The organism is Bradyrhizobium sp. USDA3010, from assembly GCF_056429065.1.
The window spans coordinates 38,045-53,751 of the sequence record NZ_JBWJZD010000039.1 but is presented as its reverse complement, the minus strand read 5'-3'; the positions used below and the strand labels follow the sequence as shown (position 1 = coordinate 53,751).

16 protein-coding genes are annotated in these 15,707 nt (G+C 64.3%); 9 read left to right on the top strand and 7 right to left on the bottom strand.

The annotated features are described in order from the left end of the window. Positions 1-125: 125 nt before the first annotated feature. Positions 126-1,331, top strand: coding sequence for a hypothetical protein (locus AC066Y_RS36650; RefSeq protein WP_478278104.1), 1,206 nt, complete (start codon positions 126-128; stop codon positions 1,329-1,331). Between the two features lie 113 nt (positions 1,332-1,444). Here AC066Y_RS36650 and AC066Y_RS36645 read toward each other — a convergent pair whose 3' ends face one another. After that, positions 1,445-1,924: an Lrp/AsnC family transcriptional regulator gene (locus AC066Y_RS36645; protein ID WP_092124130.1), complete on the bottom strand. Its 480-nt coding sequence runs from the start codon at positions 1,922-1,924 to the stop codon at positions 1,445-1,447. A gap of 283 nt (positions 1,925-2,207) precedes the next feature. On the opposite strand from AC066Y_RS36645, the gene trxB reads away from it, so the two are divergent. Together trxB and AC066Y_RS36635 are read left to right on the top strand one after the other, a co-directional pair. Next, positions 2,208-3,173, top strand: coding sequence for a thioredoxin-disulfide reductase (gene trxB, locus AC066Y_RS36640; protein WP_478278103.1), 966 nt, complete (start codon positions 2,208-2,210; stop codon positions 3,171-3,173). Positions 3,174-3,175: 2 nt separating this feature from the next. Next, positions 3,176-4,096 carry a LysR family transcriptional regulator gene (locus AC066Y_RS36635; protein ID WP_029081982.1) on the top strand — a complete coding sequence of 307 codons (921 nt, stop codon included), beginning with the start codon at positions 3,176-3,178 and terminating at the stop codon, positions 4,094-4,096. A gap of 232 nt (positions 4,097-4,328) precedes the next feature. Here AC066Y_RS36635 and AC066Y_RS36630 read toward each other — a convergent pair whose 3' ends face one another. Beyond that, positions 4,329-4,466: a hypothetical protein gene (locus tag AC066Y_RS36630; RefSeq protein WP_478278102.1), complete on the bottom strand. Its 138-nt coding sequence runs from the start codon at positions 4,464-4,466 to the stop codon at positions 4,329-4,331. A 211-nt stretch (positions 4,467-4,677) separates the two neighbouring features. On the opposite strand from AC066Y_RS36630, the gene AC066Y_RS36625 reads away from it, so the two are divergent. Then, positions 4,678-5,592 carry a 4-hydroxy-tetrahydrodipicolinate synthase family protein gene (locus tag AC066Y_RS36625; RefSeq protein ID WP_478278101.1) on the top strand — a complete coding sequence of 305 codons (915 nt, stop codon included), beginning with the start codon at positions 4,678-4,680 and terminating at the stop codon, positions 5,590-5,592. 131 nt (positions 5,593-5,723) lie between these two features. On the opposite strand, the gene AC066Y_RS36620 is transcribed toward AC066Y_RS36625, so the two are convergent. Then, positions 5,724-8,117, bottom strand: coding sequence for a heavy metal translocating P-type ATPase (locus tag AC066Y_RS36620; protein ID WP_478278100.1), 2,394 nt, complete (start codon positions 8,115-8,117; stop codon positions 5,724-5,726). A 65-nt stretch (positions 8,118-8,182) separates the two neighbouring features. Between AC066Y_RS36620 and AC066Y_RS36615 the strand changes: the two genes are divergently transcribed. After that, on the top strand, positions 8,183-8,458 hold the full coding sequence (locus tag AC066Y_RS36615; RefSeq protein ID WP_092124125.1) for a metal-sensitive transcriptional regulator: 276 nt from the start codon (positions 8,183-8,185) through the stop codon (positions 8,456-8,458). Between the two features lie 256 nt (positions 8,459-8,714). Here the strand turns inward: AC066Y_RS36615 and ychF are convergent, their stop codons facing one another. The 4 genes from ychF to AC066Y_RS36595 all read right to left on the bottom strand — a co-directional run bounded on the left by ychF (position 8,715) and on the right by AC066Y_RS36595 (position 11,871). After that, positions 8,715-9,812 (bottom strand): redox-regulated ATPase YchF, encoded by a 1,098-nt coding sequence (gene ychF / locus AC066Y_RS36610; protein WP_478278099.1) that lies wholly within the window; start codon positions 9,810-9,812, stop codon positions 8,715-8,717. Positions 9,813-9,872: 60 nt separating this feature from the next. Continuing rightward, positions 9,873-10,484, bottom strand: coding sequence for an aminoacyl-tRNA hydrolase (gene pth, locus AC066Y_RS36605; RefSeq protein ID WP_478278098.1), 612 nt, complete (start codon positions 10,482-10,484; stop codon positions 9,873-9,875). 55 nt (positions 10,485-10,539) lie between these two features. Next, entirely contained in the window at positions 10,540-11,265 is a 726-nt protein-coding gene (locus tag AC066Y_RS36600; RefSeq protein WP_176529303.1) for a 50S ribosomal protein L25/general stress protein Ctc, read from the bottom strand. Positions 11,266-11,607: 342 nt separating this feature from the next. Further along, positions 11,608-11,871 (bottom strand): accessory factor UbiK family protein, encoded by a 264-nt coding sequence (locus AC066Y_RS36595; protein WP_173640580.1) that lies wholly within the window; start codon positions 11,869-11,871, stop codon positions 11,608-11,610. A gap of 177 nt (positions 11,872-12,048) precedes the next feature. Here AC066Y_RS36595 and AC066Y_RS36590 point away from each other — a divergent pair, with 177 nt between their 5' ends. The 4 genes from AC066Y_RS36590 to pgeF all read left to right on the top strand — a co-directional run bounded on the left by AC066Y_RS36590 (position 12,049) and on the right by pgeF (position 15,548). Further along, entirely contained in the window at positions 12,049-12,783 is a 735-nt protein-coding gene (locus tag AC066Y_RS36590; RefSeq protein ID WP_478278097.1) for a dienelactone hydrolase family protein, read from the top strand. A gap of 15 nt (positions 12,784-12,798) precedes the next feature. Further along, positions 12,799-13,641, top strand: a complete 843-nt coding sequence (gene lgt / locus AC066Y_RS36585; RefSeq protein WP_478278096.1) for a prolipoprotein diacylglyceryl transferase — start codon at positions 12,799-12,801, stop codon at positions 13,639-13,641. 84 nt (positions 13,642-13,725) lie between these two features. Further along, positions 13,726-14,784 (top strand): class I SAM-dependent methyltransferase, encoded by a 1,059-nt coding sequence (locus AC066Y_RS36580; RefSeq protein ID WP_478278108.1) that lies wholly within the window; start codon positions 13,726-13,728, stop codon positions 14,782-14,784. Continuing rightward, the gene (pgeF, locus tag AC066Y_RS36575) at positions 14,781-15,548 is read left to right on the top strand and encodes a peptidoglycan editing factor PgeF (RefSeq protein WP_478278095.1); all 768 of its coding nucleotides are present in this window, start codon (positions 14,781-14,783) and stop codon (positions 15,546-15,548) included. Before AC066Y_RS36580 ends, pgeF begins: the two co-directional genes overlap by 4 nt. Positions 15,549-15,707 lie beyond the last annotated feature (159 nt).

Here is a 15,707-nt window from a genome sequence, read left to right as displayed (position 1 = left end):
CGTTGCAAAGTACCGGTCGTCAGGCGGTGAAAAGCCGAAGGCAATCCTGTGCGCCTCGTCAGAGCAGATGTACGGCCGCATCAATCGGGCCCAAAAGCCGCACTCTCACGAATAGGACGGGCTAGATGATTCAACGACGGCACGTCTTCCACATTGGCGGTTATGATCCAATCACCCCAGAAGAGCAGGTCGAACGGTTGCGCCGCTCGCTGTCGAGCTTCGAAAAGGTTTGGGGCGCCTCTTCACGGCTGTCGGAAATCTCGAACACATCTGCAATCAATGCTTCGTGCGACCTGGAAGCATGGGGACCAAACTGGAAAACCGACACCACCTTCGAGATGCTGCGCTGGGACGATCTCATCCGGCGCGATTCGGGAGTTAGGCTGGTGCCTCGCCTCGTTCAGTCCCTGAAAGCGCTATTCAACTTCATCCTTACCGGAACACTATTCAGATATGCGGTCGCAAGCTGGAAATATGCTCTCTTCTTTGTCTTTCCATATTGCTGTTTGCTGTTGATTGCATGCTGCGGCATTGGGCTGTCATATCTGCTTGTCAGGCTCATACCCGCTACATTCTGGGTTGAAGAATTGCTGCTTGGTATTTTCCTATCGCTTGCCATCTTCATCAGCTCGATGCTCTGGATTGGACCCAAGCGTCGGATAAACCACATCCTTGATGATGCCATTTTCTCCTACCAGTTTCTTTACGGGCAAAAAGGCGAGCTTGATAAGCGCCTCGGCGATTTTGCGGCCTTGATATTGAGAACAGCTCGGGCCGCAGATGTTGATGAAATTCTGATTGTTGGCCATTCCCTTGGCGCCGCGCTCTCGATAGCGGCTGTCGCGCGCGCGCTGAAGCTGGATCCTCTGCTTGCAACGCACGGACCGAAGCTATGCATTCTCACAGTGGGCGCCACGATTCCCAAATTCTCATTGCATCCGATGGGCGGCCAGATACGGGAAGCGGCACAACTTGTGGCCGGAACGTCTGCCATCGACTGGGTCGAGTACCAGGCACGAGATGACGCAATCAGCTTCTATCGCTTCGATCCCGTCACGCTGAAACGCACCAGTCGAGACTATTCAGGAGAGCACCCGAAGATTCGGCGCGTCCAAATACATTCAATGATCGATCCGGTCCGCTTCAGACGTCATCGATTCAACTTCATGCAAATTCACTATCAGTTTCTAATGGGAAACGATCAGCGCTCGGTTTACGACTATTGCGTGATTACTTGCGGCCCGCTCGCGTTCAACGTCGCGACTTCACCGTCCGGGGCTGTTGGACTATTCGAGGCAAACGGTTCGGTGATGACAGCCCGAGGTTGCTGAGAAGACCCTTCACCAAGCTCAAACATGGCGCGTTGGCACCGGACGTCAGACGCGTGGTTGCGCACCCCGGTTCGATGCCGGCGCATCGCCCCGAAATGACGCGCCGCCGCGCGCTATCCGGCAGCTTTGAGATCCAGCGGCACCGCGGCCTCATATTTCGAATTGTGCAGCACCAGCGACGTCCTGACGTTGCGCACATGCGGCGCGGCCGTCAGGTGGGTGACGAAGTCCTGGAAGGTCGCCATGTCGGGGGCAACGCATTTGAGGATGAAATCGACCTCGCCGGACAGCATCCAGCATTCCCGCACCAACGGCTCGGCGCGCACGAAATTCTCGAAGGCGCGGAGATCGGCATCGGCCTGGCTCGACAGATGCACCGAGGCGAACACCGTGACGTCGTAGCCGAGGCGGCGCGGATCGAGCAGGCCGCGGTAGCCCTGGATGTAGCCCTCCTCCTCCAGCGCCCGGACCCTGCGCAGGCAGGGCGGCGGCGAGATCCCGACGCGTTTGGCGAGTTCCACATTGGTGATTCGGCCATCGGCCTGGATCTCGGCGAGGATTTTGAGGTCGATCTCGTCAAGGTTCTTCGACACGCGACTTGGGTTCCCTCAGAGTTTGGACGGCTTGGCAGGTCTGCCGGCAACTCTCATAGCGCAGCCGGACTGCATTGCGCAATTTTATTGCGCGTGCAGCGCACGATTTCGCGAATGTGACTTCAGTTCCGGGGAAAAATCGCTGCCATGGATTGCAAATCTTGCATAGCTTCCCAGATATCCTAGACTTGGATTTGACACTTTTGGCGCCGCCGTGACGCGTTTCCGGGGCGCTTCCCGCACAAGTCCTTGATCAAAATCCCCAAAACAGAGGGATCTCACAATGCCCGCGCCTACCCATGCCAAGGTCGTCATCATCGGGTCCGGCCCCGCCGGTTACACCGCAGCGATCTACGCGGCGCGCGCGATGCTCGAACCGATCCTGATCCAGGGCATTCAGCCGGGCGGGCAGCTCACCATCACCACTGACGTCGAGAACTATCCCGGCTTCGCCGATGTGATCCAGGGCCCCTGGCTGATGGAGCAGATGGAGAAGCAGGCGGCCCATGTCGGCACCAAGATCGTCACCGATCTTGTCAACAAGCTGGAACTCGGCCAACGCCCGTTTCGTCTGACCTGCGATTCCGGCGACGTCTATCTCGCCGAGACGGTCATCCTCGCCACCGGCGCCCAGGCGCGCTGGCTCGGACTGCCCTCGGAAGAGAAATTCCAGGGCGGCGGCGTGTCGGCCTGCGCGACCTGCGACGGCTTCTTCTACCGCGGCAAGGACGTCGTGGTGGTCGGCGGCGGCAACACCGCGGTCGAGGAAGCGCTGTACCTGACCAATCATGCCTCGCAAGTCACCATCGTGCATCGCCGCGATCATTTCCGCGCCGAGCGCATCCTGCAGGAGCGGCTGTTCAAGCATCCCAAGATCAAGGTGGTATGGGATTCCGCGATCGACGAGATTTGCGGCACGGAGAACCCGAACAAGGTCACCCATGTGCGGCTGAAGAACGTCAAGACCGGCGCACTGACCAACCTCAAGACCGACGGCGTCTTCGTTGCGATCGGCCATGCGCCGGCGACGGAGCTCGTCAAAGGCCAGATCAAGCTGAAACCGTCGGGCTATGTCGAGGTGGCGCCGAACTCCACGGCGACCTCGATGCCCGGCCTGTTCGCCGCGGGCGACGTGGCGGACGAAACCTTTCGGCAGGCGGTCACCGCCGCCGGCCTCGGCTGCATGGCAGCGCTCGAGGCGGAACGCTTCATTGCTCTTCGCGCGAGCGATCGCGCAGCGGCGGAATAATCATGGCACGCTCTCGCGACGGATTTACGGATATGGATTGGGACAAGCTGAAGGTCTTTCACGCTGCGGCGGAAGCGGGCAGCTTCACGCATGCCGGCGAGCAGCTCGGCCTGTCGCAATCGGCGGTCTCCCGCCAGGTCAGCGCACTGGAGCAGGAGCTCTCGGTGTCGCTGTTTCACCGCCATGCCCGCGGCCTGATCCTCACCGAGCAGGGCGACCTGCTGTTCCGTACCGCGCATGACGTGTTCATGCAGCTGCAAGCGGCGCGCGCAAAGCTCACCGACAGCCGCGAGCGGCCGAGCGGCGATCTCAAGATCACGACGCCGCCGGCGCTCGGCATCAACTGGCTGATCCCGCGGCTCGACGAGTTCGTCGCGCTCTATCCGGACATCCGGATCTCGCTGATCGTCACCGACGAGGACCTCGACCTGTCGATGCGCGAGGCCGACGTCGCGATCCGCACCCGCAAGCCGACCCAGCCCGACCTGATCCAGCGCAAGCTGTTCTCGATCGGCTTCCATGCCTATTGCTCGCCGGAATACATCAAGCGCTTCGGCACGCCGCGGACGCTGGATGATCTCGACTCGCACCGCATCATCATGCTCGGCGACTCGCAGGTGCCGCCGCATCTGCAGAACCGCAGCTGGCTGATCGATGCCGGCCGCAACGGCTCCGGTCCGCGCGAACCCTACTTCAAGGTCAACAACATCCTTGGCCTGGTGCGCGCCTGCCAGCAGGGCCTCGGCATCGCCGCGTTGCCGGACTATCTGGTCGAACAGAACAACCTCGTGCAGCTGTTCGGCGAGTCCGACTCGATCGCGCTCGACACCTACTTCGTCTATCCGGAAGAGCTGAAGACAGTGGCCCGGGTGCAGGTGTTCCGCGACTTCGTGGTCAGCAAGGCGCAGCGCTGGCCGTCCTGATTAAGCTGCCCTTATAGGGCTGGTTTATAGGCTTTCCGCGCTGCCCCAAGAGGCCCCTGAATCTCCGCATGACTGACATGCGACCTGGATAGTTGCTGCAGGGCATCGATGGGGATCATAGTGCTTACACGCTGAGCGGTCGCGTCGCGCATATGTCCCCCTCCTCCAGTGGCGCGGAAGTTCAGTAATCCCTCTTGGAAGGTGATTGTGTCGGCCTCACGTGGCCAATACCTTAAGCCGGGCTCACTCGAGCCCGGCTTTTTTTCATCTCCATGTCTTTCACCTCCATGTCTTTCACCTCCAAGTCTTTCACCTTCAGGTCTTTCGCCTTGATGTCACGCCCGAACGTGCCGCACGTCACGGTCAGCATGTGGATTGACAACAACCTCGCAGCGCAGCATCATTATCCAATGATCACGACTTCGTGCGCCGTTCTGTCGTCGAAAAAAGCTCCCCTCCCGGGGACACGAGATCGCGCGCGATAAGATCACCTTCGCATTCAACCGATCCCGAAACCCCGCCGCCTGGACGGGGTTTTTTGTTGGTCCCGTCTCCGGCCTTGCCCCCTTAGGAGATGGAACATGACTGAGCTACACCAGCAATTGCAGGGCCTCTGGCTGCCCCTGATCACGCCGTTCCGCGACGGCGAACTCGACGTCACCTCGCTGCGTCGCCTGGTGCGGCACTATGCCAGCGGCCCCGTCGACGGCTTCATCCTCGGTGCAACCTCCGGTGAAGGCATGGCGCTCAGCACCGATGAGTGGGAGGGTCTGGTCAGCGTCGTGCTCGACGAGCTCAGTGCCAACTCCCGCCATTTGCCGGTCTGCCTCGGGCTCTCCGGCGCCTCGACGGCCAGGATGAAGGATGCGCTTGACGATACGGCCGACTGGCCGATCAACGGCTACCTGATCGCGAGCCCCTATTACATCAGACCCTCGCAACGCGGGCTTGTGCAGCACTTCAACGCGCTGGCCGATCACGCGTCGTGGCCGGTGGTGCTCTACAACATTCCCTATCGCACGGCGGTGAACCTGACCAATGAGACGCTGCTGGCGCTCGCGGAACATCCCAACATCGCCGGCATGAAGGATTGCTGCGCCGACCGCGCGCAGTCGATCGACTTCCTCAACCGCCGGCCCGCCGGCTTCCGCGTGCTGACCGGCGAAGACGCGCAGACCTTCGACGCGCTCTCGGACGGCGCCGACGGCGCGATCCTGCTCTCAGCGCATCTGCAAACAGACACGTTCGCTTCGATCCGCACATTGCTGAAGCAGGGCAAGCGCGACGCGGCGCTGGCGGCCTGGCAGAGCGTCGTCGGCCTGACCCGGCTGCTGTTCGCGGAACCGAGCCCGGCGCCGGCCAAGCACTGGCTGTGGCGGCAGGGGCTGATCGATAGCCCCGAGGTGCGGCTGCCGATGGTGGAGGTGAGCGAGGATCTCGCGACCTGGCTCGATGCCGAGATGGAGCGGCGTGCGCAGCTTCTGCTGCCGGCGTGAAGAGGGTTGGGGTGAGGGGCCGCTTCCGCAATATCGGAGGGAGATGGATTCGCTGAGAGTCCCCCTCACCCGGATCGCATCTTACGATGCGATCCGACCTCTCCCCGCAAGCGGGGCGAGGTAAGAGACGCCTAATCCAGCTTCACCCTCGCCAATCGCAGCGCGTTGCCGATCACGCTGACCGAAGACAGCGCCATCGCGGCGGCGCCGACCATCGGCGACAGCAGGATGCCGAACAGCGGATACAGCACGCCGGCCGCGATCGGCACTCCGGCGGCATTGTAGACGAAGGCGAACGCCAGGTTCTGGCGGATGTTGCGCATGGTTGCGACCGACAATCGCCGCGCCCGGACGAGGCCCATCAGGTCGCCGGTGAGCAGCGTGATGCCGGCGCTCTCGATCGCGACATCGGTGCCGCCGCCCATCGCAATGCCGACGTCGGCAGCCGCCAGTGCCGGCGCGTCATTGACGCCATCGCCTACCATCGCGACGGTGCGGCCCTCGCCGCGCAGCCGCTGCACGACCTCGCTCTTGCGCTCCGGCAGCACGCCGGCCTCGACCTCGTCGATGCCGAGCGTCTTCGCCACCGCGCGCGCGGTGGTCTCATTGTCGCCGGTCAGCATCACGATGCGCAGGCCCTCGGCACGCAGCGCCTGCAGCGCGCTGGCCGCCGACGTCTTGACCGGATCGGCGATCGCGATCACGCCGGCGACGCGGCCATCGACCGCGACGTAGATCGCCGTCGCGCCATCGCGCCGTGCAGCTTCGGCCGCCTGGTCCAGCGCAGCCGTCGCGATCTTCAGTTCGGCCATCAGCACCGCATTGCCGAGTGCAACCTGCTTGCCTTCGACCGTGCCGGTCGCGCCCTTGCCGGAGGGCGAGGCAAAATTGCTGACGGCCACCGATGCCAGCTTGCGCTCTTTGGCGGACGCGATGATCGCCTGCGCCAGCGGATGCTCGCTGCCCTGTTCGACACTGGCGGCTAGGCGCAGCACGCCGTTCTCGTCGAACCCTTCGGCCGCAATGATGCGCACGACCTTCGGCTTGCCTTCGGTGAGCGTACCGGTCTTGTCGATGACCAGCGTGTCGATCGCCTCCATCCGCTCAAGCGCCTGGGCGTCGCGGATCAGGATGCCGGAATGCGCGCCGCGGCCGACGCCGACCATGATCGACATCGGCGTTGCGAGCCCCAGCGCGCAGGGGCAGGCGATGATCAGCACCGTGACCGCGGCGACCAGCGCAAAAGTCAGGCGCGGCTCGGGGCCGAACATCGTCCAGGCGATGAAGGCGAGCACGGCCGCGGCGATCACCGCCGGCACGAACCAGCCGGCGACGCGGTCGGCAAGCCGCTGGATCGGCGCGCGCGAGCGCTGCGCCTTCGCCACCATGTCGACGATCCGCGACAGCATGGTGTCGCGACCGACCTTCTCGGCACGCATCACGAGGCCGCCGCTCTGGTTGACGGTGCCGCCGATCACGCTGTCGCCTTCGGCCTTCGTGACCGACATCGATTCACCCGTGACCATGGATTCGTCGATGACCGCGCGGCCCTCGATGACGACGCCGTCGACCGGTACCTTCTCGCCCGGGCGCACGCGCAGGCGGTCGCCGACCTTGATCGCGTCGATGTCGATGTCCTCGTCGCCATGATCGGTAATGCGCCGCGCGGTCTTGGGCGCGAGACCAAGCAACGCGCGGATCGCGCCCGAGGTCTGCGCGCGGGCGCGCAATTCCAGCACCTGGCCGAGCAGCACCAGCACCGTGATCACGGCCGCCGCCTCGAAATAGACCGCGACCGCACCATGCATGTCGCGGAACGCCGGCGGGAACAGCTGCGGCGCCAGCGTCGCGACCACGCTGTAGAGATAGGCGACGCCGACACCCATGGCGATCAGCGTGAACATGTTGAGGTTACGCGTGACCACCGACTGCCAGCCGCGCACGAAGAACGGCGCGCCGGCCCACAGCACGACCGGCGTCGCCAACACGAACGAAATCCAGTTCGACCAGGGCTGCGGCACCAGATGCATCAGCCCGAGATGGCTGCCCATCTCGAGCACGAACACCGGCAGCGTGAGCGCCAGCGCGATCCATAACCGCCGCGTCATGTCGATCAGTTCAGGATCCGGCCCGTCGTCGAGCGAGATCTGCTCCGGCTCCAGCGCCATGCCGCAGATCGGGCAGCTGCCGGGGCCGACCTGGCGCACCTCGGGATGCATCGGGCAAGTGTAGATCGTGCCGGCCGGCATTGGCGGCTCGGGCGCGTGCGGCCTGAGGTACTTGTCCGGCTCGGCCTCGAAGCGCTCGCGGCAGCGGCTGCTGCAGAACAGATATTCCTCGCCCCGGTAGCTGAAACGGTGCTTGGCGGTCGCCGGATTGACCTTCATGCCGCAGACCGGATCGATCGCGAACGCTGCTTCCGCCGGCACGGCGTCGTGATCATGCTTGCCGCCGCAGCAGGAATGCGCGGCTGCGCCATGATGGTGATGATCCGCGTGCGAACGATCGTGCTCTGCGTGTGCCACGAGACTCTTCCCGGCCGCTATCCCGGCCTCTTGATTTGTATACCCTAGGGGGGTATATGAGACCTATGAGAGACGAGGTCAAGACATCCTGTTTAAAACGGCTCAAACGGATCGAGGGTCAGATCCGCGGGTTGGCCGCCATGGTCGAGGAAGACCGCTATTGCATCGACGTGGTGACGCAGATCGCGGCCGCGCGCGCGGCGCTGCGCCGCGTCGAGGAAGAGGTCCTGCGCGATCATGTCGCCCATTGCGTCGAACATGCGATTTCGTCCGGCGACAAGGCCGACCAGCGGCGCAAGATCGCCGAGCTGATGGATGTGATCGGCCGCGCGGACCGGTGAGAGCTGTTTCGCTGTGCCCCGTCCGCACACTCGGTGTCGTCCCTGCGAAAGCAGGGACCCACAACCACAGGACGTGGGGATGAAGCGAGCTGGGGCCACAGCGTCGCGCAACAACAGTGCCCTGTGGTTATGGGTCCCGGGTCGCGCTTCCGCCTTCGCTCGTTGAGCTACGGCGGACAAGTCGCTTGCCCGGGACGACGTGGGGATAGAGCGGTGCTTAATTCGCTGCTGCTGCGCGCACGGCTGAACAGCGCGCTCAGGTATTGAAGCGGAAGTGCATGACGTCGCCGTCGGCAACGACGTAGTCCTTGCCTTCGAGCCGCAGCTTGCCGGCGTCGCGCGCGCCGGCTTCGCCGTTGCCGGCGATGTAATCCTCATAGGCGATGGTCTCGGCGCGGATGAAGCCCTTCTCGAAATCGGTATGGATCACGCCGGCGGCGGCGGGCGCCTTGGTGCCGCGGTCGATGGTCCAGGCGCGGGCTTCCTTCGGGCCGACCGTGAAATAGGTGATGAGGTCGAGCAGCTGGTAGCCGGCGCGGATCAAGCGGTCGAGACCGGCCTCTTCAAGGCCCAGCGTTTCCAGGAACTCGGCGCGCTCGGCGCGCGACAGCGTCGCGATCTCGGATTCGATCTTGGCCGAGATCACCACCGCGACCGCGCCTTCCTTCTGGGCTTGCTCGAACACCGCCTTGGAGAAATTGTTGCCGTCCTTGGCCGAGCCTTCCTCGACGTTGCAGACATAGAGCACGGGCTTCGAGGTCAGAAGCCCGAGCATGCGGAAGGCGCGCTCCTCTTCCGGCTTGCGCTCGAGCGCACGCGCCGGCTTGCCGTCGCGCAGCAGCACCAGCGCGCGGTTGACGAGCTCGAGCTGCTCCTTGGCTTCCTTGTCGTTGCCCTTGGCCTTTTTCGACAAATTGTCGACGCGCTTCTCGAGGCTGTCGAGGTCGGAGAGCATCAGCTCGGTCTCGATGGTCTCGATGTCGGCGAGCGGCGCGATCTTGCCTTCGACATGGGTGATGTCGGAGTCTTCGAAGCAGCGCACCACATGGGCGATCGCGTCGACCTCGCGGATGTTGGCGAGGAACTGGTTGCCGAGGCCCTCGCCTTGCGAAGCGCCGCGGACCAGGCCCGCGATGTCGACGAAGGTCAGCCGGGTCGGAATGATCTGCCCGGATTTCGCGACCGTCGCGAGCTTCTCCAGCCGCGGATCGGGCACCGCCACCTCGCCGACATTCGGCTCGATGGTGCAGAACGGATAGTTCGCCGCCTGCGCGGCGGCCGTCTCGGTCAGCGCATTGAATAGCGTCGACTTGCCGACGTTAGGCAGCCCGACGATCCCGCATTTGAATCCCATGTCTTCCTCTGTCCATCTTCGTCATGTCCGGCCTCGCGCCCGGCATGACGACAAGGGAGATCACGGCTTCTCGCCGCCGTTCTCACCCTTGTCGAAAAATCCCTTGGCCTGCATCGTCAGATGCACCTTGTTGGCGAACGAGGCGTCGTGCCCCGCAGCCAGCAGGCCGGCATTGTCGGCGACGGCCTGGCACAAGGCCTCCACCCACGCCCGGTCGCTCTTGGCGAAGTCCGACAACACGTGGCTGTGCACGAGCTCCTTGACGCCGGGATGACCGATCCCGAGCCGCACCCGCCGATATTCGTTGCCGATATGCGCGGAGATCGAGCGCAGCCCGTTATGGCCGGCGATCCCGCCGCCGATCTTGACCCGCACCTTGCCGGGCGGCAGTTCGAGCTCGTCCTGGAACACGGTGATGTCGGCGGGGGCGAGCTTGAAGAAGTTCGCCGCTTCCTGCACCGCGCGCCCGGACTCGTTCATGTAGGTGGCCGGCTTCAGCAGCACGACCTTCTCACGATCGACCACGCCTTCGGACGCCTCGCCCTGAAAGCGACGGCGCCATGGTGCGAAACCATGACGCCGTGCAATCTCGTCGACCGCCAGAAAACCGATATTGTGCCGATTGCTGGCGTATTTCGCGCCAGGATTACCGAGACCGACAAAAAGGCGCATGGCGCGGCATCCCGCGTCGGCGCGCCATCAGACGATCGCGCGCCGACCTGATCGATTACTTCTTCTTGTCGCCACCGCCGGCGGGAGCCTTGGCACCCGCGGCCGGAGCCGCAGCACCCGCAGCCGGAGCCGCCGCAGCGGCCGGAGCTGCAGCACCCGCGGCCGGAGCCGCGCCACCGGCAGCCGCCGCAGCTGCGGCCTTCTGCTCTTCGGCGTAGCCGGACGGCGGCACGATGGTGACCAGCGTCGCGTCCTCACGGGTCAGCGACTTCACGCCCTTGGGCAGCGTGACCTCGGAGAGATGCAGCGAGTAGCTGATCTCGAGGCTGCCGACGTCGACTTCGATGTATTGCGGAATGTTGTCGACCGCGCACTCGAGGTCGAGCGCGTGGGTGACGATGTTCACGGTGCCGCCGCGCTTGATGCCGGGGGCGGTTTCCGCGTTCACGACGTGCAGCGGCACGCTGACGCGGATGGTCGCGCCTTCGCCGAGCCGCATGAAGTCGACATGGAGCGGGAAGTCCTTCACCGGGTCGAGGTGGAAGTCGCGCGGAATCACGCGGTGCTTCTTGCCCTCGAGGTCGATGTCATAGATCGTGGTCAGGAACCGGCCCGCCAGGATGCGCTGGCGCAGTTCACGATCGTCGACCGAGATGGTGACGGGGGGCTGGTTGTCTCCGTAGATCACTCCGGGAACTCTCCCGGCGCGACGCTCTGCCCGGGCGGCCCCCTTGCCGCTCTTCGGACGCGCGGTCGCCTTCAATTCCTTGACGGTCGCCATAGCGTTAAGTCCTTGTATTTAAAAAGTTAAAGGCCGCAGCGCGGCCCATGCTCAGATCCACAGCAAGCCTCCAGGGGTGCGGGGGCCGCGGACGTGGCGGGCTTTTAGCCCCAAAGGGCCGAAATGACAAGGAAATGAAGGGATTTTTCTCACCCTCCCTTTCTCACCCTCCCCTGGAGGGGGAGGGTCGGACCGCATGCTGCGAAGCGGAATGGGGGCCGGGGTGGGGTGATCTCTCAATACGAGCAGAACTCGGGTGGAGGGACCTTCACCCCACCCCGGCTCAAATTTCGCTGCGCTCAATTGTGAGCCGACCCTCCCCCTCCAGGGGAGGGTAAAGAATCAGGTCGCGCCGCCTACGCCGAGCTTGGCTTCCAGCGCGGCGATCCTCGCCTTCAGCGCCTCGTTCTCCTCACGAGCGAGGCGGGCCATGTCCTTGACCGCGTCGAACTCCTCGCGCTTGACCACATCGAGGTCGCGCAGGATCCGTTCGGCCTGGTTGCGCATGACCGTGTCGACCTCACGCTTGACGCCCTGGGCTGCGCCCGCGGCATCGTTCATCAGACGGCCGATCTCATCGAAAAACCGGTTGCTGGTCTGGGTCATCTCGCAAAACTCTCCGCGTTCAATGAATCGCCAGAAGACAATGGCGATCCCCGGCATCCGGTTCAAGTCCGTCGCGAATGGCAGACCTCCCGTGCGCTTGCCTTGTCATGCTCCGGTTTCCTTGCAATCGTATGAACTCACAACAGAAATCGCACACATAACGCGAGCAGAAACGCCATGATCGAGCAGACCGTCGAAATCCCGACCAAGGACGGCAAGACCACCACCTTCATCACCCATCCCGAGCGCGGCGGCCCCTTCCCGGTCGTCATCTTCTACATGGACGCGCCTGGTATCCGCGAGGAGCTGCGCGACATGGCGCGCCGGCTCGGCACGTCAGGCTACTATGTGATGCTGCCCAACATGTATTACCGCGCCGGCGCGATGGAGCTCGGCCCGATCAATCCCGATCCGGAATCCCCCGAGCGCAAGCGCATGTTCGCGCTGATGAACTCGCTCAACATCCCGCTGGTCATGGAAGACACCAGGGGCCTGCTCGCCTACGCCGAGACGCAGAAGGCCGCCGACACCAAAATCATCGGCACCGTCGGCTATTGCATGAGCGGTCGCTACGCGGTGAACGCGGCAACGCATTTCGCCGATCGCGTCAGGGCTGCCGCCTCGATCTACGGCACGCATCTGGCGACCGACCAGCCCGACAGCCCGCATCTTGCCGCGCAAAAGACCAAGGCCGAACTCTATTTCGCCTGCGCCGAGACCGATATCTACGCGCCCGCGGAGATCATCGAGCAGGTGAAGGCCGGCATGAAGGGATCGAACAACGAGGTCGAGATCTATCCCGGCACCCATCACGGCTTTGCGTTCCCCAAGCGTCCGGTCTATGACCGCGACGCCGCCGAACGCCATTGGGAGCGGCTGCTGGCGCTCTACCGCCGCAACCTCGTGAGCTGAGTCTCAAGACACACGATGCCGTTTCTGCTGATCGACTTTCCGGTGTTCAACCCCGTCGCGCTCGCGCTTGGGCCGATCGTGATCCGCTGGTATGCGCTGGCCTATATCGTCGGCATCGTGCTGGGCTGGATCTATGCGCGCTCGCTGATCAAGAAGCAGCGGCTGTGGGGCGGCCCGGCGCCGATCACGCTGCCGCAGCTCGACGATTTCATCCTCTGGGTCACGATCGGCATCATCGTCGGCGGCCGCACCGGCTACGTGCTGTTCTACAACCTGCCCTTCTTTGTCGCGCACCCGTCCGAGATCCTGGAATTGTGGAAGGGCGGCATGTCGTTCCACGGCGGCTTCCTCGGCTGCGTCGCCGCCGTGATGCTGTTTGCCCGCCGCAACAACATCCCGATCCTGTCGCTCGGCGACATCACCACCGCGGTCGCGCCGATCGGGCTGTTCCTCGGCCGGCTCGCCAATTTCATCAACAGCGAATTGTGGGGCCGTCACGCCGATCCAAGCCTGCCCTGGGCCATGATCTTCCCCAATGGCGGACCGCTGCCGCGCCATCCGAGCCAGCTCTACGAGGCCGGGCTCGAGGGCATCGTGCTGTTCACTGCGCTGGCGATCATGATCCGGATGGGCGCGCTCAAGCGGCCAGGCCTCATCCTCGGCAGCTTCATTGCGATCTACGGCATTGCCCGGATCATCGGCGAGCATTTCAGGGAGCCCGATCCGCAGCTCGGATTCCTGTGGGGCGGATTGACCATGGGCATGCTGCTGTCGGTGCCAATGATCATCGTGGGCGCTATCATCATCACGGCCGCCGTTCGCCGCAGGGCGAACGGGCCGGCGCCGAGTTCAACGTAGAGCAAGTGCAAGCCAAGGAAGGCCGTGAGCGAACCCTCCCCACTGCTGGATGAGATCAGGAAACTGATCAAGCTGTCCGGGCCGATGCCGGTCTGGCGCTACATGGAATTGTGCCTGATGCATCCGCGCTACGGCTACTATTTGTCGCGCGATCCGCTCGGCCGCGAGGGCGATTTCACCACGGCGCCCGAGGTCAGCCAGATGTTCGGCGAACTGCTCGGGCTGTGGAGCGCCTCGATCTGGCGCGCGATCGGCTCGCCGGACACGCTCCACCTGATCGAGCTCGGGCCCGGCCGCGGCACCATGATGTCGGATGCGCTGCGCGCGCTGCGCGTGCTGCCGCCGCTCTACCAGTCGCTCAGCATCCACCTCGTCGAGGTCAATCCGGTGCTGCGCGAGAAGCAGCACGCCACGCTGACCGGCGTGCGCAACATCACCTGGCACGACAATATCGACGACGTGCCGGAGGGACCGGCGGTGATCCTCGCCAACGAATATTTCGACGTGCTGCCGATCCACCAGATGGTCCGCCGCGAGACCGGCTGGCACGAGCGCACGGTCGGGATGGATGCCAATGGCAACCTGTATTTCGCTCCCGCGCCCGAGCCTGTACCGCATTTCGAGGTGCTGCTGCCGCCGCTGGTGCGCGCCGCCCCGCTCGGCGCGGTGTTCGAATGGCGGCCTGACAGCGAGATCATGAAGCTCGCAACGCGCCTGCGCGACCAGGACGGCGCCGCACTGATCATCGATTACGGCCATCTGCGCAGCGACGTCGGCGACACCTTGCAGGCGATCGCGCGCCACAGCTTCGCCGATCCGCTGAAGAACCCGGGACAGGCCGACGTGACGGCGCATGTCGATTTTCAGGCCCTGGCGCGGGCCGCCGAGGATGTCGGCGCGCGCGTCCACGGGCCGGTGACGCAGGGCGACTTCCTCAAGCGCCTCGGCGTCGAGGCCCGTGCCGCCGGATTGATGGCGAAAGCCTCGCCCGAGGTCTCCGCCGACATTGCCGGCGCACTGAAGCGCCTGACCGATTCCGGACGCGGCGGGATGGGCTCGATGTTCAAGGTCATGGCCATCTCCGACCCGCACCTCACCTCGATCGCTGGCCTCAGCGATCAGCCTGACGAGACCGAACAATGACACTGGGATCACCGCTGCTGTCGGCCATTCCGGGCCTGCGCCATGCCTTCTTCTCGCGCGAGGGCGGCGTCTCCGAGGGTATCTATGCCGGCCTCAACGGCGGGCTCGGCTCGCGCGACGATCCGGCCAAGGTCGCGGAGAACCGGCGGCGGATGGCAGAGCAGCTCGGCGTACCGTCCGACCACCTGATCAGCGTGCATCAGGTGCACTCGCCCGACGTCGTGGCCGTGACCGGCCCGTGGAATGGCGCTGTGCGCCCGAAGGCGGACGCGCTCGTCACGCGCACCGAAGGCCTTGCGATCTCCGTCACGACAGCCGACTGCGGTCCGATCCTGTTCGTCGATCCCCATGCGCGGGTGATCGGCGCGGCGCATGCCGGCTGGAAGGGCGCGCTGACCGGTGTGCTGGAATCGACCATCGATGCGATGGAGAAACTCGGCGCCGAGCGCGGCGGCATCGTCGCGGCCATCGGCCCGCTGATCCGCAAGGAATCCTACGAGGTCGGAAACGAATTCGTCGAGCGCTTCATCGAGGCCGATGCGGAGAACGGCATGTTCTTCATGCCCGCCGAACGCGACGCCCACGCGATGTTCGATCTCCCGGCCTTCATCCGGATGCGGCTGGAAAATGCCGGCGTGCTGATGATCGACGACCTCGGTATCGACACCTATTCCGACGAGCGCTGCTTCAGCTACCGCCGCTCCGTGCACCGCAAGGAAGGCGATTACGGCCGTCACGTTCACGCCATCGCGCTGGAAGGCTGACGCCGGGCGTCTGGTGGCCAGATGGAGGGCCGGCATTCCGAACCTTGAGTGGGCCCGTCACCAAGGCCCTGCACCATCGTCTGGCCGACTGAGCCAGAGATATCGAGCAAGGAATTCGGTCCTCTCCTCCGCCACGGCCCGCCGGATCGGTTAAGCGCT